We start from the raw sequence: 17530 nt of genomic DNA on the forward strand, positions 1-17530 counted from the left end.
GATGCGTCCAGAGTGATCCATGCTCTCGTTTGTCCTGAAACGGCTCGTCTCGCTGACTCTCAGTCTGCTGGCCGCCAGCCTTGTCATCTTCTTTGTCATCAATGTGGTGCCCGGGGATCCGGCGCGCTTCATGCTGGGCATGAATGCACAGCCGGAAGCTCTGGCCTCTCTGAGGCGCGAGCTGGGCCTGGATCAAACGCTGCTGCAACGCTACTTCGACTGGCTCCAGGGGATGCTGGTGGGGGAGTTCGGCACCAGCTATACCTACAAGGTACCGGTGGCCGAGTTGATCGGCGACCGGCTGTGGGTTTCCCTGCCGCTGGCGCTCTATGCCCTGACGCTGTCCACCCTGATTGCCTTTCCGGCCGGGATTTTTTCGGCAGCCCGGCGCAATTCGCCCACGGACCTGTCCATCATGGGCATGACGCAGCTTGGCATTGCCGTCCCGAACTTCTGGTTCGCCATGCTGCTGGTCTTTTTCTTCTCGATCATACTGCAGTGGTTTTCCGCCGGCGGCTTTCCAGGTTGGGACAGCGGCTTCCTGCTGGCCGTACATGCGCTGACCCTGCCAGCGGTGGCGCTGGCGCTACCTCAGGCCTCGATCCTGGCGCGGGTCATGCGCTCGTCGCTGCTGGAAACCCTGGGCGAGGACTTCGTGCGCACGGCTCGGGCCAAGGGCCTGACACGCAGCCAGGCGCTCTGGCGGCATGCCCTGCGCAATGCCCTGATCCCCGTGCTGACCATCATCGGCCTGCAGTTTTCCTTCCTGCTGGCCGGCGCCATCATCATAGAGAATGTCTTCTTCCTGCCGGGCCTGGGGCGCCTGGCTTTCCAGGCCATAGCCCAGCGTGACCTGATCGTGGTCCAGACCGTTATCATGCTTCTGGTCTTTGCCGTCATTCTGATCACCTTCCTGGTCGACCTGGCTTATGCGGCCGTGGACCCGCGGCTGAGGGGGCAGCGGTCATGAGCGAAAGCGTGCAGACCCTGCCTCATGGAAAGGGGCACCGCGGTTTCCTGGCGACCGCGGTGCGCTCGCCCAACTTTGTGGTTGGTGCGTCCCTGACGCTGGTCTTCTTCCTTGCCACTCTTCTGTCCTTCGTCTGGACACCCTATGAAGTGACGCAGCTCAATCCGACCGAGAAGCTGAAGGACCCCTCGCTTGCGCACTGGCTGGGAACCGACAATCTGGGCCGGGATATTCTGTCCATGGTTATGGTTGGGGCGCGCGCCTCGATCGCGGTGGCCCTGATCGCGGTGGGGATTGGCATCCTGCTGGGCGTGCCACTGGGCCTGGCGGCGGCGGCGCGTCGCGGTTCGCTGCTGGACGAGATCATCATGCGCACCAATGACCTGATCTTCGCCTTCCCGGCCCTGCTGCTGGCCATCATGATCACGGCGGTCTTCGGGCCCGGTGCCGTCAACGCCATCATCGCCATCGGCATTTTCAACATTCCCGTCTTCGCCCGTCTTTCGCGTGGGGCCGCCCTGTCGCTGTGGACGCGCGACTATATCCTGGCCGCGCGCGTCAGCGGCAAGTCCGCAACACGCATTTCCGCCGAGCATATTCTGCCCAACATCACCAACCTCCTGATCGTGCAGGGGACCATCCAGTTCTCGCTGGGTATCCTGGCCGAGGCTGGTCTGTCCTATGTGGGCCTGGGTACACAGCCACCCATGCCCAGTTGGGGCCGGATGCTGGCGGACGCCCAGACCATGATCTCCTTCGCGCCGCACCTGGCGATTTTCCCGGGCCTGGCCATCGTGCTGACGGTCCTGGGCCTGAACCTGATGGGCGATGGGTTGCGGGACATCCTGGACCCGAGACTGAGGCGTGCACGATGAGCAAGTCCGTTCCTCTTCTCAGCATCGAGAACCTGGACCTCTCGATCCGCGACCTGCCCATCCTGAGGGCTGTCAGCCTGTCGCTGCGTGCCGGGCAGGTATTGGGCGTGGTGGGCGAGTCGGGCTCGGGCAAGTCCATGACGGCCAGCGCCATCATGCAGCTGCTGCCCGAGGGGGCGCGGTGGTCGGGGCGTATCCGCTTGAATGGCGAGTCCCTGGAGGAGAAGGGCGAGAAGGGCATGTGTGCCGTCCGCGGCAAGGACATCGGTATGGTTTTCCAGGAACCAATGACCGCCCTCAATCCCGTTCAAACCATCGGCCGGCAGGTTGCGGAGACAATTCGCATCCATGGCGGCGGCAGCCAGCGCGAGGCCGAGCGTATCGCACGCGAGACCCTGGATCGTGTCGGCCTGCCGGCGGCCCAGTTTCCGCTGTCGCGCTATCCCCACGAGCTGTCTGGCGGCCAGCGCCAGCGCGTGGTGATCGCCATGGCCATTGCGCTGCGGCCCAAGCTGCTGATCGCCGACGAACCGACCACCGCCCTGGATGTCACCACTCAGGCACAGATCCTGAAGCTGCTGAAGCGCCTGGTGGCCGAGGACGGCATGGGCCTGATCCTGATCACCCACGACCTGGCGGTGGTGGCCGACATGGCCGATCACATCGTCATCATGCGCGAGGGCGAAGTGGTGGAGCGGGGCCAGACCCTGGAGCTTTTCCGTCGTATGCAGCATTCCTATACCCGGAAGCTCTTTGCGGCGTCCTCGCACAGTCCGGAGCGTGCGCAGACGCGCCGGCGCGAAAGCGGGCCGCCGGTCCTGAAGGTCAGCCAGGCCGTGCGCGACTATGCCCTGCCACGCCCGCATCCCCTGGCGCGGGCGCGTGCCTTCAGGGCCGTGGATCACGTCTCTTTGGCCGTAGAGCGCGGCGAGAACGTCGGGCTGGTCGGGGAATCGGGCTGCGGCAAGTCCACCTTGACCCGCGCGATCCTGGCCCTGGAGAACCTGCAGGGCGGAGAGATCGATTTGGAAGGCACCGCCTTCAATCGGCGCGGCTTCCGTCCCGGTCACGACCTGCGGCGCAAGGTGCAGGTGGTCTTCCAGGATCCCTATGCCTCGTTCAACCCACGCCATCGCGTGGAGCGCCTGGTGGCCGAGCCCTTTCATCTGGACCCGCAGGCGCCGACCGGCGCCGAGCGTCGCCACCGGGTCGAGGCCATGATGGAGGCCGTGGGGCTGCAGCCGGGCGATGCCCAGAAATACATCCACGAGTTCTCGGGCGGCCAGCGCCAGCGCATTGCCATCGCGCGTGCGCTGATCATAGAGCCGTCGCTGATCGTCCTGGACGAGGCGGTCTCGGCCCTGGACGTCTCGATCCGCGCGCAGATCCTGGATCTTCTGGCCGACCTCTCGGACCGCCTTTCGGTCTCCTACCTCTTCATCTCGCACGACCTCTCCGTCGTGCGCGCCATCACCGACCGCGTCCTGGTTATGAAGGCGGGCCAGATCGTCGAGGAGGGGGCGACGGAAGAGGTCTTCAGCAATCCGCAGCACGACTACACCAAGAGCCTGATTGCCGCCACGCCTGACCTGGAGCGGGCCCTGAAGGCGCGCGAACGGGCGGCCTGATCCAGATCCAAGAAAGGACACTAGCCATGAGCAACATCCTGAGCGATTTCGGCTTCGACAGCCGGCACTGCTTCATCGCCGGCGCCTGGGGCCCGGCGGCCTCGGGCGCGACCCTGCCGGCCGAGGATCCCTCGACCGGAGAGATCATGGGCGAGATCGCCGGGGGCGGGGCCGAAGATATCGACCGCGCCGTGGCTGCGGCGCGCACGGCCCTGCAGGGTGAGTGGGGGCGCATGACGGCCACCGAGCGGGGACGCGTTCTGGTCCGCATCGGCCAACTGGTTCTGGAACATGTGGAGCAGCTGGCCGAACTGGAGGCCCGCGACGTGGGTAAGCCGCTCAGCCAGGCGCGTGCCGATGCCGTCGCGCTGGCCCGCTACATGGAATTCTACGGCGGTGCGGCCGACAAGGTGCATGGCGAAACCATTCCCTTCAACGCAGGCTATACCGTCTATACCCTGCGCGAGCCGCACGGCGTGACCGGTCACATCGTGCCCTGGAACTATCCCATGCAGATCATCGGGCGCTCTGTCGGCGCTGCCCTGGCCATGGGCAATGCCGCTGTCCTGAAGCCTGCCGAGGAGGCCAGCCTGACGGCTCTGGTCTTTACCGAGATCGCGCGGCAGGCCGGCCTGCCCGAAGGCGCGCTCAACACCGTGCCGGGCCTGGGCGAGGAAGCCGGCGCGGCCCTGTCGGAACACGGCGGCGTCAATCACCTCTCCTTCACCGGTTCGGTGCCGGTGGGCAGCATGATCCAGGCAGCGGCTGCGAAGAACGTGGTGCCGGTGACCCTGGAACTGGGCGGCAAGTCCCCGCAGGTGGTCTTCGAGGACGCCAACCTGGACAAGGCGCTGCCCTTCCTGGTGCGCGCCGGGGTGCAGAACGCGGGCCAGACCTGCTCGGCCTCATCGCGCCTGTTGATCCAGCGCGGTCTTTACGACCGGCTTCTGGAGCGGCTGGCCGAAAGCTATCGTGGCCTGAAGGTCGGCCCGGCGCTGTCGGATCTGAATGTCGGGCCGTTGATTTCGGCCCCGCAGAAGAAGATCGTCTCCGGCTTCCTGGACCTGGCCCGGCAGGACGGCCTGCAGATCGCGGCCCAGGGCGAGATTGCGGCCGATGCGCCGTCCGGCGGCCACTATGTGCCGCCAACGCTGATCGCCGGCCTGTCACCGGATCACAAGCTGGCCCAGGACGAGATCTTCGGCCCGGTCCAGGTGGTGCTGCCCTTCGAGGACGAGGATGAGGCCGTGGCCATCGCCAATGGCACGGATTACGGCCTGGTGGCCGGCGTCTGGTCGAAGGACGGCGATCGCCAGATGCGCATGGCCCGGAAGCTGCACTGCGGGCAGGTCTTCCTGAACAACTACGGGGCGGCCGGTGGGGCCGAACTGCCCTTCGGTGGGGTCGGCAAGTCGGGCCACGGCCGCGAGAAGGGCTTCGAGGCGCTCTACGGCTTCTCGTCGCTGAAGACCGTGGCGGCATATCACGGCTGAACTAGCCGTTCCAACCAAGACAGAGGACAGCAAGAGTATGAGATTGAAGGACAAGACCGCCATCGTCACCGGTGGCGCCTCGGGCTTCGGGGCCGGCATTGTGCGCAAGTTCCTGGACGAAGGCGCCCGGGTCATGATCGCCGACATCAACGGCGAGGCTGCCGAGAGCCTGGCCGGCGAGCTGGGCGACAGGGCCGTCGCCCAGAAAGTGGACGTGGCCAGCAAGGACAGCGTCGAGGCGATGAGCCAGGCGGCGCTGTCGGCCTTCGGCCAGGTGGATATCCTGGTGAACAACGCCGGGGTCACGCATCTGCCGGCCGCCATGGAAGAGGTCAGCGAGGAGGACTTCGACCGCGTGCTGGCGGTGAACACCAAGTCGGTCTACCTGACGGCACGGACCCTTCTGCCGCACATGAAGGAACGGGGAACCGGGGCCATCCTGAACGTTGCCTCGACCGGCGGCGTCAGCCCGCGTCCGCGGCTGTCCTGGTACAATGCCTCGAAGGGCTGGATGATCACGGCCACCAAGGCCATGGCGGTGGAGCTGGCCCCGGCTGGCATACGCGTCAACGCCATCAATCCCGTGGCCGGCGACACGCCGCTGCTCAAGTCCTTCATGGGCGAGGACACGCCCGAGGTCCGGGCCAAGTTCCTCTCGACCATTCCCATCGGCCGCTTCTCCACCGCCGAGGACATGGGCAATACCGCAGCCTTTCTCTGCTCGGACGAGGCCTCCATGGTGACCGGTGTCGCCATGGAAGTGGACGGTGGGCGCTGCATCTGAACGCAAGGGAGAGGGCATGAAACCCGGTGCGCGCAACCTGATTACCGATGTACCCGGCCTGAAGGTCGGCAATGCCCGGAACGACCGGGTCAAGTCCGGAACCACGGTCCTGCTGGCCGACCAGCCGTCCGTGGCCTCGGTGGAGGTGATGGGCGGCGCGCCGGGCACGCGGGAAACCGACCTGCTGGCCCCCGACAAGACCGTGCAGGGGGTGGACGCCCTGGTGCTCTCCGGCGGTTCCGCCTTCGGCCTGGAGGCCGCCTCGGGTGTGGTCGATGCCCTGCGCGCGCAGGGGCGTGGCTTTGCCGTGGGCGACATGCGGGTGCCCATCGTGCCCTCGGCCATCCTCTTCGACCTTCTGAATGGCGGCGACAAGGACTGGAACAGCAATCCTTACCGGGCCTTGGGTGCGGAGGCCCTGGAGGCCGTCAGCATGGACTTCGCCCTCGGCACCGCCGGGGCCGGCACCGGTGCCGGCACCGCCGAGCTGAAAGGTGGCCTGGGCTCCGCGTCCCTGGTTCTGGACTCCGGGCATACGGTGGGCGCGCTGGTGGCCGTCAATGCCTTCGGCAGTGCGAATGTTCCCGGGCATCCTCACTTCTGGGCGGCGCCCTTCGAGGTGGGCGCCGAATTCGGGGGACTTGGGCCCTGTCCCGAGGCGGTGCCGCTCACCCTGCCGAAGAACAAGACGCTGGAGGCGCTGAACGCCAAGGCCAACACAACGATTGCCATTGTCGCCACCGATGCCGTGCTGACCAAGGGGCAGGCCAAGCGCCTGGCGACCGTGGCCCATGACGGCATGGCGCGCAGCCTGGTGCCCTCGCACACACCGCTGGACGGGGATCTGGTCTTCTCACTGGCCACCGGGGCGCGGCCGCTGGAGGACCCGGCCAGCGACCAGATGCTGCTGGGACACGCCGCCGCGAGCTGCCTGGCGCGCGCCATTGCCCGCGGTGTTCATGCCGCCACGCCGGCAGAGGGGGATAGCCTGCCGACGTGGCAGGAAGCTTGGGGCAGGACCTGAGCCTTACGCCGTCTTCAGGCCCAGGGCGTCCAGCTCGGCGATGAAGCTGTCGGCAGACAGCGCGCGGGCGTAGTGGCCGTCCATGGCCTCGATGGAGCGCAGGTGGCGATCCTCGGTATAGGTGGCGCAGGCGTCCTCGATCTCGGTCACCATGAAGCCGCGGTCGGCGGCATCGCGCACGGTGGATTCGACACACTGGTCGGTGACCACGCCATAGACGACCAGGTATTCGACGCCCAGGTTGCGCAGGACGTATTCGATGTTGGTGCAGTTGAAGATGCCCGAGGCCGTCTTGGGAATGACGATCTCGTCGCCCACCGGGGCGACCTCGTCGATCACGGCGCCTTCCCAGGAGCCCTTGGCCGCGTGCAGGCGCGAGATCTTGTGGTCAAGGCTGCGGTCGCGCCCGTCCTGGGTCAGGCTCTGGATCACGGTGTAGATGACCTCGATGCCCGCCGCCCGCGCGGCCGCCTGCAGGCGCTGCTGGGCGGGGATGACCACAGTCTCCACGCGCTCGAAGAAAAAGCGCTTCTTCCACTCTGGGGTGCCTTCGACCTTGGCGCGTTCGCGCAGGGGTTTGCCGGCCTCCATGTTCTGCATGTCGATGGACAGCAGCGCCGTCTTGCCGGGTTCGATGGGGCGGTAGCGGTAACTGCCGTCTTCGGCGTCGACGGGCGGAATCGGGTTCAGGGTCTTGGTCATCGTTTCTGCGGGCTCCTCTTGTCTCTCGGTCTTGTGGACCTGGGGCCGGTTCAGCCCTTGTGGCGCTCCGGTGCTGCTTGCTGCAAGATGTTTCTTCGCCTTGGAAAAAGGCTTTGTCAATCATTACAGGATTGCAAGGTTTATCGGTATTTTGTAACGTATCATTCACAGCTGCGCCAGAATTGACGGCGTGCAAACAAACGAAATCCTGCAAAGGGTCAGAGATGGTTGATACGCCAGATACGCTGTTGGAAGGTGATCGTTTGAGCCGGCGATTTGGCGGTGTCGTGGCTTTGCAGGACTATTCCGTAAAGCTCTCCAAGGGCGATCTGCTGGGCCTGATCGGGCCCAACGGCGCCGGCAAGACCACGGCCTTCAACCTGCTCTCCGGCGTGCTGCCGCCTTCAAGCGGCAGCATCTCGCTGGACGGCCGCAACCTGACCGGATCGCAGCCCGAGGCCTTTGCCGAGGCCGGCATCGCCCGCAGCTTCCAGAACATCCGCCTGTTCAAGGATCTCTCCGCCTGGGAAAACGTGGCCGCCGGCTATCACATGCGCCATGGCGCCGGCTGGCTGTCCACCATCCTGGCGCTGCCGGGCGCCCGCGCCAGCGAGCGCCGGATGCGCGAGAAGGCCTGTGCCCTGATGGAGACCGTGGGGCTGGCGGATTTCATCGACCAGCGCGCCGGCGACATGCCCTATGGCCACCAGCGCAAGCTCGAGATCGCCCGCGCACTGGCCACCGAGCCGCGTGTGCTGCTGCTGGACGAGCCGGCCGCTGGCATGAACGCCACGGAGACCGAGGAGCTCAAGAAGATGATCGCCGTGATTCACGAGGACCTGGGCCTGACCCTGGTGCTGGTGGAACACGACATGCGCTTTGTCATGTCGCTGTGCCGGCGCGTGCAGGTGCTCAACCGCGGCGAGCTGATTGCCGACGGCACGCCCGAGGAGGTGCAGGCGACACCGGCAGTGGCCGAAGCTTATCTTGGCAAGGGCAGGGGGAAGAAGGTTGCCTGACGCGCTGCTGAAGGTGGAAAGCATCAATGTCTGGCGCGGCGCATCGCAGGTGCTGAACGATGTGTCGCTGTCGGTCGGACAGGGCGAGATCGTGGCCCTGCTGGGGGGCAACGGGGCCGGCAAGACCTCGACTCTCTCCACCATTTCCGGCCTGCTGCGCCCGAAAAGCGGCAGCATCACCTTTGCCGGAGACTCAGGGCCGGTTTCGCTGACCAGCCTGCGCCCAGAGAACATCGTCAAGCTGGGCATCGCGCACTGTCCCGAGGGGCGACAGGTCTTCGGCGGCCTTTCGGTGATGGAGAACCTGCGCATGGGCGCCTACCTGCGCCATGACGACCAGATCGGCGCCGACATCAAGCACTTCTTCGAGCTGTTTCCCATCCTGGAGGAGCGCGCCGACCTGAAGGCCGGGCAGCTGTCGGGCGGCGAGCAGATGATGCTGGCGCTGACCCGGGCCCTGATGTCGCGGCCGCGCCTGCTGATGCTGGACGAGCCCTCGCTTGGCCTGGCGCCCCAGGTGATCGACCAGATCTTCGACCGGATCGAGGAGATCCGTGCCCAGGGCACCACGGTCTTCCTGGTCGAGCAGAATGCTGCCATGGCGCTGGAGGTCGCCGACCGGGCCTATGTGATCGAGAACGGGAAGATCACGATTTCCGGCAACGCCAGCGAGCTGGCCGAGGACCCCTCGGTCCGGGAAGCCTATCTGGGAATCGAGACAACACAAGCCACAGGAGCTGAGACCCCGCCCATGGAGACCTCCTCATGAGCGCCTATGTCCTGCAGCAGCTGATCAACGGCCTGGTCCTGGGGTCCATGTACGCCCTGGTGGCGGTGGGCTTCTCGATGATCTATTCCATCGTGCGCCTGATCAACTTCGCCCATGGCGACGTGGCGATGATCGGCGCGTTCAGCACCTTCCTGGTCTTCGCCGCGGCCGGCCTGCCGCTCTGGGTGATCGTGCCGGCCACGCTGGCTGTGGGGGCCGCGGTGGCGGCGGTCATCGAGTTCCTGGTCTTCCGGCCCCAGCGCCAGGCGCCACAGGTCAACGGCTTCATCACCTCGCTGGGGGTCTCGATCCTGATCCAGAACGTCGGCATCCTGCTGCTTTCGGCTCAGCCGCGCTCGGTGCGTCTGCCGGGCCTGCTGCGCACGAACCACGACTTCTTCGGCGCCCGCGTGACCACCCTGGACATCCTGATCGTCGCCGCCACCCTGATCTCGCTGCTGGTGCTGACGCTGTTCGTCAAGCGCACCCGCCTGGGCATCGCCATGCGCGCCACTTCCGAGAACGTTTCGGCGGCGCAGCTGATGGGCATCCCCGTCAACCGCGTCATCACGGCGGCCTTCGCCGTGGGCGGCTCACTGGCCGGCCTGGCCGGCCTGATGTGGGGCGGGCGCTATGGCCAGATCGATCCCCTGATGGGCTTCGTGCCCGGCCTGAAGGCCTTCGTCGCCGCCGTCATCGGCGGGGTCGGCAGCCTGGCCGGCGCGGCGCTCGGTGGCTACCTGCTGGGCATGGCCGAGATCATGATCGTCGGCATGCTGCCCAGCGAATACGGATCCTATCGTGACGCCTTCGTCTTTGGCCTGCTGATCCTGGTATTGCTGGTCATGCCGAACGGCCTGCTCGGAAAGCCAGCGGAGGAACGGGCATGACGGGCGGAACGGGCATGATGGACAGACTGCGCCACTCTCCGGCTACGCTGGGCATCGGGCTGCTGCTGATCGGCGCGGCGCTGATCGCCGGGGCCGAGACATGGCTGACGCCCTTCGAGCGCACCGTCATCGGTTTTGCCGGCATCAACATCATCCTGGCGGTCAGCCTGACTTTCTCCAACGGCCTGACAGGGCTCTTCTCGCTGGGCCACCCCGCCTTCATGATGCTGGGCGGCTACACGGCGGCGATCCTGACCTTCCCGGCCATGCGCAAGTCCACCATGCTGCCCGGCCTGCCCGAGTTCATCGCCACGTCCGAGCTGTCCCTGCTGCCGGCGACACTGGCCGGCGGTGTGGTGGCGGCCGTGGCGGCGCTGATCGCCGGCTTTCCGGTGCTGCGCCTGCGCGGGCACTACCTGGCCGTGGCCACCCTGGGCCTGATCGTCATCGTGCAGGTGCTGATCAATAACATGGACTCCATCACGCGCGGCGCCATCGGGCTGGCGGGCCTGCCGCGCCTGTCCAATCTCTGGTGGATCTACGGCTGGGTGGCGGTCACGCTGTTCGTGACCTGGCAGTTGAAGCATGCCTCGCTGGGGCGGGCCCTGATGTCGATCCGCGAGAACGAGCTGGCCTCGGCCTCCATTGGTGTGCGCCGCGCGCGGCTGAAGCTGTTCGCCTTCGTCCTGGGGGCCTTCTTCGCCGGTGTGGCCGGCGCACTCTGGGCGCATCTGGTCACCAACCTGACGCCCAACTCCTTCGGCATCGTGACGGCCTTCATGATCGTCGTCATGGTGGTGCTCGGCGGCAGCGGCAGCCTGATCGGCGCCGCGCTGGCGGCCATCGCGCTCAGCGTCATCAGCGAGGTGGCGCGCCCCATCGAGCGGGCCATCGATGCCTATGGCCTCGTCCAGATCGTCACCGCGACCCTCCTGATCGCGGTGCTGCTATTCCGGCCGCAGGGGCTCTTCGGCTCCGGCGAGCCGGTAACCAGGCGGATGACAACGCCTGGAAAACCACCAAGTAAAACATCCCACGAGCACAGAGGAGGGTTTCCTAATGAAACGTCGTGACTTGTTGACCGGTGTCGCCGCTGGCGCACTGGCTCTTAGCCTGGGGATCGGAGGAGCGTCCGCACAGGACGACGAGCCGATCCGTATCGCTGCACTCTATAACCTGACCGGGGGCATGTCCTCCATCGACGCGCCGGCGCTCGCCGCCGCCGAATTGCGGGTGAAGCAGATCAACGAAGCCGGCGGCCTGCTGGGCCGCGAGGTCGAGTTGATCTCCTATGACACCCGCACCGACCAGGGCGAAACGGCCACCGCGGCCCAGGAAGCGGTGTCCGAGGACGTCGTGGCCGGCATCGGCTACGGCGACACCACCTTCGTCATGGCCGCCGCTCCGACCTTCCAGGAAAACGGCATCCCCTTCGTGACCTCCGGGGCCACGCATCCGATGCTGCCGACCTGGGTTGGCGACTACATGTTCATGACCGCCTTCGGCGACGATGACCAGTCCTACGCCATCGCCGACTACGCCAGCGAGGAGCTCGATCTTGATCGGGTCATGGTCTGGACTGACGAGTCCATGGACTTCACCAAGGCCCTGTCCAAGTTCTTCAAGGAGCGCTTCAAGGAGAATGGCGGCGAGATCGCCGAGGAAGTCAGCTTCATGATGGGCGACACGGATTTCTCCAGCCAGATTTCGCGCATGGAATCCCTGGATCCGCCGGTGGAAGGCGTCTTCATTTCGGCCATCCCCAGCGAGGCCGGCCTGACGGTGCGTCAGATCCGCGAGGCCGGGATCGACATCCCCATCGTTTCGGGTGACGGCTTCGACACGCCGCTGGTGGCGGAAACGCCGGGGCCGGAGCTGGCCAATGACGTCTATTTCTCCAGCCACACCTACCGCGGTGACGACCGTCCGGAGGTTGAGCAGTTCATCGCGGACTACGAGGAGGAATACGACCGTCCGCCCGAGAACTCCTTTACGCCGCTGGGCTATGATGCCATTGGCCTGATCGCCAATGCCATCGAGACCGCCGGTTCTGCCGATCCCGCCGATATCCGTGATGCCCTGGAGCAGACCCGCGATTACAAGGCGGTGACCGGTCCGATCTCCTACACACGTGAGAACATGGTGCCGCCGAAGCCCATCTCGATCATCGAGGTGCAGGGCGGCGAGTTCGATGTCCTGGAGATCTGGCGTCCCGAGGAAGGCCTCGAGGGCGAACTGCAGGAGTAAGGACCTCGTCCTTGTCTGGCGGGAGGCGGCCTGGCCGCCGCCTCCCGTCCTTCCTGCCCGGAACAGAATGGCCCTGAAAAGACCGGCCAAGAGTAAAACTGGAGAAAGCTGCGCCATGGCATTTGAAGCCGAATCCATCGTGACCCTCTGCACCTCGGACCTGGCCGGACAGGTGCGTGGCAAGGGGTTCCCCGCGCGCGACCTGGAAAAGCGGCGCAAGTTCGGCGTCGGCTGGACCCCGACCAACAGCATGATCAACTGCTTCGGCAGCATCCAGGCCACGCCCTGGGGCGCGCTTGGCGACCTGATGCTGACCCCGGACCCGGACGGCGACGTGCGCCTGGACTACGACGATGCGCCCGGCGAGCATTTCATCCTGGGCGACATCAAGACGCTGGACGGCCAGCCCTGGAGCTGCTGCCCGCGCAGCTTCCTGCGCCGCGCGCTTGCTGACCTGAAGGCCGAGACGGGGCTGAACCTGCTGGCGGCCTTCGAGCACGAGTTTCACTATGACGCCGCCGACGACCGGGTGGGCGATTCCTATTCCATCGGCTCGCTGCGCGGTGTCGAGGAGTTCATCAACGAGCTGATCGGCGCGCTGCGCGCCAACGGCATCCAGCCCGACACCTTCCTGCCGGAATACGGCCCGCGCCAGTTCGAGGTCACGATCGATCCCGCCGACGGCCTGGCCGCCGCCGACCACGCCGTGAAGCTGCGCGAGATCACGCGCGCCCTGGGTCGCCGCCATGGCGGGCATGTCAGCTTCTCGCCCGTGGTCACGCGGGGTGCGGCGGGCAATGGCGTGCATATCCACTTCAGCTTCACCGACGACCAGGGCAAGCCGGTGACTTACGATCCCGACGGGCCGGGGGGATTGAGCCGCCAGGCCGCGAGCTTCAGCGCGGGCCTGCTGCGCCACGCCCGTGCGCTCTGCGCGCTGGCGACGCCCAGCGTCATGTCCTACGAGCGCCTGAAGCCGCATTCCTGGTCCGCCTACTGGACCAACCTGGGCCTGCGCGACCGCGAGGCGACCTTGCGCATCTGTCCAGTGCCCGAGGACCCCTCGGTGGACGTGGCCAAGCGCTACAACCTCGAGTACCGCGCCGCCGATGCGGCGGCCAGCCCCTACCTGCAGCTGGGCATGCTGGTCTATGCCGGCCTGGCCGGAATTCGCGAGGACCTGCCCGCGCCCGTCATCGGCCACGAGGATCCCGAGACCCTGTCCGCCGAGGAGCGCGCCGCACGCGGCATCACCACCCTGCCGCAAAGCCTGGAGGAGGCGCTGCAGGCGTTGGAGGCCGACAAGGCCGCGCTGTCCTGGTTGGGACCCGAGCTGGCCGAGGCCTATGTCATGCACAAGCGCGGCGAGATCGGCATGCTCAAGGGCAAGTCCACCGATGAAATCTGCCAGCTTTACACCGAGGTCTACTGATGTCCGCCACACGCGAGAACAAGGAACAGCGCCTGTTGCAGCCGGGCGATCCCGATCCGGCCGGTGTCGTCAATCCGGACGGGGACTCGCCCTTCTTCCTGATCTGTGATCACGCCGGCAACGCGGTGCCCCGGGCTTTGAACGACCTGGGCCTGCCGCGCGAGGAGCTTGAGCGTCACATCGCCATCGACATCGGCGCGCTGGAGATCGCCAGGCGCCTGTCCCAGCGCCTGAACGCGCCGCTCTACTACCAGCCCTATTCCCGCCTGGTGATCGATTCCAACCGTCAGACCCAGGTGGCCGATTCCATCCCGCCCGTCTCGGACGGCACGACCATCCCGGCCAACCAGGAGCTGTCGCAGGCCGAACGGGAGCAGCGGCGCGACGAGGTCCTGATGCCCTATCACGACCGCATCGAGGCGGCGCTGCAGGCCCGCCGGCAGGCGGGGCAGGAGACCATCCTGGTCTCGGTCCACAGCTTCACGCCGGAACTGCGCGCGCGGGAAGAGGACCGGCCCTGGCAGGTCTCGGTCATGTGGGCCGACAACGACCGCTTCGGCCGCCCGGTCCTGGCCGAGCTGCAGAAGGAAGCGGGGCTGAACGTGGGCGAGAACGAGCCCTATACCGTGGTCATGGAGGGCGACTATTCCATTCCGCTGCATGCCGAGGAACGCGGCATCGACTATGTGGAGTTCGAGCTGCGCCAGGACACGACGGTGGGGGATAAAGCGGCCGAGACCTGGGCCGAGCGCCTGGAGCGCGTGCTGCGCGCGGCGCGCGAGAGCTACCGGAGGGCCGCGCAATGAGCCGCTTCGTCCTGCCCGAACGCAACGCGCCGCTGGACCCCGCGGCCACGGCGGTCCTTGTGATCGACGTGCAGAACGGCATCTTCAACCCCGAGGCCGAGACAACGCGGCCCTATTTCTTCCGTACGGCCCGCGACATGGCCATTCCCAACATGCAGCGCCTGGTTCGGGCCGGGCGCGCCGGTGGGGCGGAGGTGATCTATACCGTCATCGAGAGCCTGACCCGCGACGGCCGCGACCGCGGCTGGGACTACAAGCAGACGGGCTTCCACATCCGGCCCGGCAGTCACGAGGCCAAGGTGATCGACGAAGTTGCGCCGGGCGAGGACGAGCTGGTCCTCCCCAAGACCTCATCCAGCCTGTTCAACTCGACGATCTTCGAGTACCTGCTGCGCAACATGGGCCTGGACACGGTGGTGGTGACCGGCTTCCTGACCGATCAGTGCATCGACCATACCGTGCGTGACGGCTCGGACCGCGGCTTGCGTATGGTCTGCCCCGTGGATGCCTGCACCACCGACAGCGAGGAGCGCCACCTGGCCGCGCTCAACGCCTTCAAGGGCTATTGCCGCCAGGCACGAACCGAGGAGCTGCTGCCCGAGCTGGGCTGAAGCAGAGCTGAATGGAGGGCCGGCTGGGCTGAGGCGCCGCTCATGGGCTGCCCGGTGGGCCCGGATAGGGTGGTGGGGGGCCTTCCTGGTTGGAGCGGGCCTGTTCGATCTCGGCGATGCGCCGGTGGCCGCGGCTGCCCAGGCGTTCGCCCAGGCGGGCGATGATGGCCTCCATCTGCATCAGGCTGGGCAGGGTGGAATCGAACAGCGAGGGCACAGCCACCGGCGCGGTGATGACGTGGTCGGCCAGGGCGGCGGCCGGCGACATCCACTCGTCGGTCACCGCGATCACGGTGGCCTTTCGGGCCACGGCCTGCTCGGTGAAGCTTTTGACGTCGGCCTGGTAGCGCCGGTAGTCGAAGACGATCAGCACCGAGCGGCGGTCCAGGTCCACAAGGTGATCCACCCAGGTCGAGGGCTGGCCGTCCACCAGGTGCACGCGCGGGCGCATTTCGCGCAGGAACTGATAGGTCCAGAGCGCATTGGCCCGGCTGAAGCGCCCGCCGATCAGGTAGACCGGGCGCCGGTCCTCGGCCAGCAGGCTGGTGACCGCCTCCACCGTGGCCTCGTCCAGCAGCTCCAGAGCCCGGGTCATGTTCTCGATGGTGCGGCTGCCGAATTCGCTGATGCGGACCCCGGTCGTGTCCTGGGCGCTGTCGCCCTCCGCCTTGTCGCCGCGCGAGCGGGTCAGCGGCGACTGCATCACGGCGGTCACCTCGGCGCGCAGCTGCTGCTGGAACTCGGCATAGCTGCCGAAACCGATCTTGCCGATGAAGCGCAGGATCGAGGGGCCGCTGGTCTCGGCCCGCCCGGCGAACTGCGCCACGGTTTCCAGGCCGGCCGCCGGATAGCTGGACAGCAGCACATGGGCGATGCGCCGTTCGGTGCGGGTGAACTGGCCCATTTCCCGCCGGATGCGTTCGGTTATGTTCGCCATGCCCAAGGGGCTCCCTGGCCGTGATCCGTATGATCTGATCAAGTTCAGCGGTTGAATCGTGCTTACTGTACCATCTGTTACGGCGGACGCGCCAATTCTGTTTTGCCGGCCGTGGCCCGGGTACATGCCGTTGTCGTTCCCAGGGTATCTCTGCCGCAGAGCGATTGCCAAATGGCAATAATGCGCCTATATTATGCCAGAGGAGTTGGGACATGCTGCAGGAAATCGAAAAGACGAGGGCTCTCCCGGACAGTCCGCGGATCACCGCCGAGGAAGCGCGTGCCATGGCGCGTGCTGTGATCCGGCTTTTCGACAAGTGGCAGATAACGGCGGCGCAGGCCCAGGAGGTCCTGGGCGGGCTTCCCGCGCGGACCTATGCACGCTGGAAGGCCGGGGACATCGGGCGCATCGACCGGGACCTGGCCACCCGCTTGTCGCTGCTGATGGGGATCCACAAGGGGCTGCGCCACCTCTTCACCGACCCGGTCCGGGGCTATGCCTGGGTTCGCAAACCCAACCGCGCCTTCCAGGGCCGTGCGCCGATCGAGGTGATGGCCGAGGGGGACATTTTTTCCCTGCAGCGCGTGCGCGCCTATCTGGATGCGGAGCGCGGTGGCTGGTGAGTGCCCAGCCGGATCTGGCCCGCGTCACCTGGCCCCGGGCCTACAGGATCATACGTTCGATCTATCCGCCCATCGATCTGTTCGAGGACATCGCCGATCCCCGGGATTGGGAGGCGCTGGCCTCGGCGGAGTCCAAGACCAATCCGCGTATCTGGGAACAGCTGGGACAGCTCGACCTCGTGCCGCCCGAGCGGCGCGTGAGCGGCCCGGGGGCCAGCTGGCTGATGGCGCCTTTCGTTCATGTCTCGACCGACCGGCCGGGACGCTTCACCGATGGAACCTATGGTGTCTACAGCGCCGGCGACAGCGAGGAGGTCGCGCTTTACGAGGTGGCCCACCACCATGCCGTCGCCATGGCCGACAGCGGCGAGGAGCCGGGCTGGACCTCGCAATTCCGGCTGCTCGTGAACAGCATCGATCTGGACCTGCACGACCTGCGCCCTTTCGCGGACTGTCACGATCCGGATGACTACAGCCCGTCTCAACGGCTCGGCCGGCGCTTGCGCGCTGAGGGCAGCAACGGCCTTGTCTTCCGCAGCGTGCGCTGTGCCCAGGGGGAATGTGCCCAGGGGGAGTGTGCGGCGGTGTTCTGGCCCGATCTCATGAGCGTACCGGTTCAGGGGGATCACTACCACTTCCACTGGGACGGGACCTCGGTCGACAGGGTTCGCAATATGCGGACGGCTGCGATCTTTGTCCTCTAGCCGATCCGCATCTGGT

The 17530-nt window shown here is 66.5% G+C and carries 18 protein-coding genes; 16 read left to right on the forward strand and 2 right to left on the reverse strand.

Annotated elements, in window-relative coordinates:
- Window positions 1-19 precede the first annotated feature (19 nt).
- From G502_RS0114455 to G502_RS0114480, 6 genes are read left to right on the forward strand one after another with little or no spacing between them, the layout of a single operon-like run.
- On the forward strand, window positions 20-970 hold the full coding sequence (locus G502_RS0114455) for an ABC transporter permease (protein ID WP_022729392.1): 951 nt from the start codon (window positions 20-22) through the stop codon (window positions 968-970).
- A complete protein-coding gene (locus tag G502_RS0114460) occupies window positions 967-1845 on the forward strand; it encodes an ABC transporter permease (RefSeq protein WP_022729393.1) in 879 nt (292 codons plus the stop codon). The genes G502_RS0114455 and G502_RS0114460 overlap by 4 nt, the downstream gene beginning before the upstream one ends.
- Window positions 1842-3473 (forward strand): ABC transporter ATP-binding protein, encoded by a 1632-nt coding sequence (locus tag G502_RS0114465; protein ID WP_022729394.1) that lies wholly within the window; start codon window positions 1842-1844, stop codon window positions 3471-3473. Before G502_RS0114460 ends, G502_RS0114465 begins: the two co-directional genes overlap by 4 nt.
- Before the next feature lie 26 nt (window positions 3474-3499).
- On the forward strand, window positions 3500-4966 hold the full coding sequence (locus G502_RS0114470) for an aldehyde dehydrogenase family protein (RefSeq protein WP_022729395.1): 1467 nt from the start codon (window positions 3500-3502) through the stop codon (window positions 4964-4966).
- A gap of 37 nt (window positions 4967-5003) precedes the next feature.
- A complete protein-coding gene (locus G502_RS0114475; RefSeq protein ID WP_022729396.1) occupies window positions 5004-5750 on the forward strand; it encodes an SDR family oxidoreductase in 747 nt (248 codons plus the stop codon).
- On the forward strand, window positions 5734-6774 hold the full coding sequence (locus G502_RS0114480; protein WP_322098923.1) for a P1 family peptidase: 1041 nt from the start codon (window positions 5734-5736) through the stop codon (window positions 6772-6774). The genes G502_RS0114475 and G502_RS0114480 overlap by 17 nt, the downstream gene beginning before the upstream one ends.
- A gap of 3 nt (window positions 6775-6777) precedes the next feature.
- Here G502_RS0114480 and G502_RS0114485 read toward each other — a convergent pair whose 3' ends face one another.
- Window positions 6778-7596, reverse strand: a complete 819-nt coding sequence (locus tag G502_RS0114485; protein ID WP_211217845.1) for a cysteine hydrolase family protein — start codon at window positions 7594-7596, stop codon at window positions 6778-6780.
- Between the two features lie 104 nt (window positions 7597-7700).
- Here G502_RS0114485 and G502_RS0114490 point away from each other — a divergent pair, with 104 nt between their 5' ends.
- From G502_RS0114490 to G502_RS0114525, 8 genes are all read left to right on the forward strand, one after another.
- The gene (locus tag G502_RS0114490) at window positions 7701-8495 is read left to right on the forward strand and encodes an ABC transporter ATP-binding protein (RefSeq protein ID WP_022729399.1); all 795 of its coding nucleotides are present in this window, start codon (window positions 7701-7703) and stop codon (window positions 8493-8495) included.
- Entirely contained in the window at window positions 8488-9264 is a 777-nt protein-coding gene (locus G502_RS20445) for an ABC transporter ATP-binding protein (protein WP_022729400.1), read from the forward strand. The genes G502_RS0114490 and G502_RS20445 overlap by 8 nt, the downstream gene beginning before the upstream one ends.
- Entirely contained in the window at window positions 9261-10154 is an 894-nt protein-coding gene (locus G502_RS0114500) for a branched-chain amino acid ABC transporter permease (protein ID WP_022729401.1), read from the forward strand. The genes G502_RS20445 and G502_RS0114500 overlap by 4 nt, the downstream gene beginning before the upstream one ends.
- Window positions 10151-11227: a branched-chain amino acid ABC transporter permease gene (locus G502_RS20450; protein WP_022729402.1), complete on the forward strand. Its 1077-nt coding sequence runs from the start codon at window positions 10151-10153 to the stop codon at window positions 11225-11227. Before G502_RS0114500 ends, G502_RS20450 begins: the two co-directional genes overlap by 4 nt.
- Window positions 11214-12401, forward strand: coding sequence for an ABC transporter substrate-binding protein (locus G502_RS20455; protein ID WP_022729403.1), 1188 nt, complete (start codon window positions 11214-11216; stop codon window positions 12399-12401). The genes G502_RS20450 and G502_RS20455 overlap by 14 nt, the downstream gene beginning before the upstream one ends.
- Before the next feature lie 67 nt (window positions 12402-12468).
- Window positions 12469-13833 carry a glutamine synthetase family protein gene (locus tag G502_RS0114515; RefSeq protein WP_162140989.1) on the forward strand — a complete coding sequence of 455 codons (1365 nt, stop codon included), beginning with the start codon at window positions 12469-12471 and terminating at the stop codon, window positions 13831-13833.
- Complete coding sequence (locus tag G502_RS0114520; RefSeq protein WP_022729405.1) at window positions 13833-14639, forward strand: N-formylglutamate amidohydrolase; 807 nt, start codon at window positions 13833-13835, stop codon at window positions 14637-14639. The genes G502_RS0114515 and G502_RS0114520 overlap by 1 nt, the downstream gene beginning before the upstream one ends.
- Window positions 14636-15250, forward strand: coding sequence for a cysteine hydrolase family protein (locus G502_RS0114525; RefSeq protein WP_022729406.1), 615 nt, complete (start codon window positions 14636-14638; stop codon window positions 15248-15250). The genes G502_RS0114520 and G502_RS0114525 overlap by 4 nt, the downstream gene beginning before the upstream one ends.
- 40 nt (window positions 15251-15290) lie before the next feature.
- Here the strand turns inward: G502_RS0114525 and G502_RS20460 are convergent, their stop codons facing one another.
- Complete coding sequence (locus G502_RS20460; RefSeq protein ID WP_022729407.1) at window positions 15291-16187, reverse strand: MurR/RpiR family transcriptional regulator; 897 nt, start codon at window positions 16185-16187, stop codon at window positions 15291-15293.
- 212 nt (window positions 16188-16399) lie between these two features.
- Between G502_RS20460 and G502_RS22555 the strand changes: the two genes are divergently transcribed.
- The gene (locus tag G502_RS22555) at window positions 16400-16810 is read left to right on the forward strand and encodes an MbcA/ParS/Xre antitoxin family protein (protein ID WP_022729408.1); all 411 of its coding nucleotides are present in this window, start codon (window positions 16400-16402) and stop codon (window positions 16808-16810) included.
- Window positions 16807-17514: an RES family NAD+ phosphorylase gene (locus G502_RS22560; protein WP_022729409.1), complete on the forward strand. Its 708-nt coding sequence runs from the start codon at window positions 16807-16809 to the stop codon at window positions 17512-17514. The genes G502_RS22555 and G502_RS22560 overlap by 4 nt, the downstream gene beginning before the upstream one ends.
- The last annotated feature ends 16 nt before the right edge of the window (window positions 17515-17530 follow it).

Origin of the sequence: Fodinicurvata sediminis DSM 21159 (genome assembly GCF_000420625.1) — a bacterium.
GTDB classification, from domain to species: domain Bacteria; phylum Pseudomonadota; class Alphaproteobacteria; order Kiloniellales; family DSM-21159; genus Fodinicurvata; species Fodinicurvata sediminis.

Coding starts and splice junctions, on each gene's coding strand:
- G502_RS0114500 (WP_022729401.1), top strand. CDS start 9,261: ATGAGCGCCTATGTCCTGCAGCAGCTGATCAACGGCCTGGTCCTGGGG.
- G502_RS0114460 (WP_022729393.1), top strand. CDS start 967: ATGAGCGAAAGCGTGCAGACCCTGCCTCATGGAAAGGGGCACCGCGGT.
- G502_RS0114490 (WP_022729399.1), top strand. CDS start 7,701: ATGGTTGATACGCCAGATACGCTGTTGGAAGGTGATCGTTTGAGCCGG.
- G502_RS0114525 (WP_022729406.1), top strand. CDS start 14,636: ATGAGCCGCTTCGTCCTGCCCGAACGCAACGCGCCGCTGGACCCCGCG.
- G502_RS20460 (WP_022729407.1), bottom strand. CDS start 16,187: ATGGCGAACATAACCGAACGCATCCGGCGGGAAATGGGCCAGTTCACC.
- G502_RS0114475 (WP_022729396.1), top strand. CDS start 5,004: ATGAGATTGAAGGACAAGACCGCCATCGTCACCGGTGGCGCCTCGGGC.
- G502_RS0114455 (WP_022729392.1), top strand. CDS start 20: ATGCTCTCGTTTGTCCTGAAACGGCTCGTCTCGCTGACTCTCAGTCTG.
- G502_RS22555 (WP_022729408.1), top strand. CDS start 16,400: ATGCTGCAGGAAATCGAAAAGACGAGGGCTCTCCCGGACAGTCCGCGG.
- G502_RS20450 (WP_022729402.1), top strand. CDS start 10,151: ATGACGGGCGGAACGGGCATGATGGACAGACTGCGCCACTCTCCGGCT.
- G502_RS0114520 (WP_022729405.1), top strand. CDS start 13,833: ATGTCCGCCACACGCGAGAACAAGGAACAGCGCCTGTTGCAGCCGGGC.
- G502_RS0114470 (WP_022729395.1), top strand. CDS start 3,500: ATGAGCAACATCCTGAGCGATTTCGGCTTCGACAGCCGGCACTGCTTC.
- G502_RS20455 (WP_022729403.1), top strand. CDS start 11,214: ATGAAACGTCGTGACTTGTTGACCGGTGTCGCCGCTGGCGCACTGGCT.
- G502_RS0114515 (WP_162140989.1), top strand. CDS start 12,469: ATGGCCCTGAAAAGACCGGCCAAGAGTAAAACTGGAGAAAGCTGCGCC.
- G502_RS0114465 (WP_022729394.1), top strand. CDS start 1,842: ATGAGCAAGTCCGTTCCTCTTCTCAGCATCGAGAACCTGGACCTCTCG.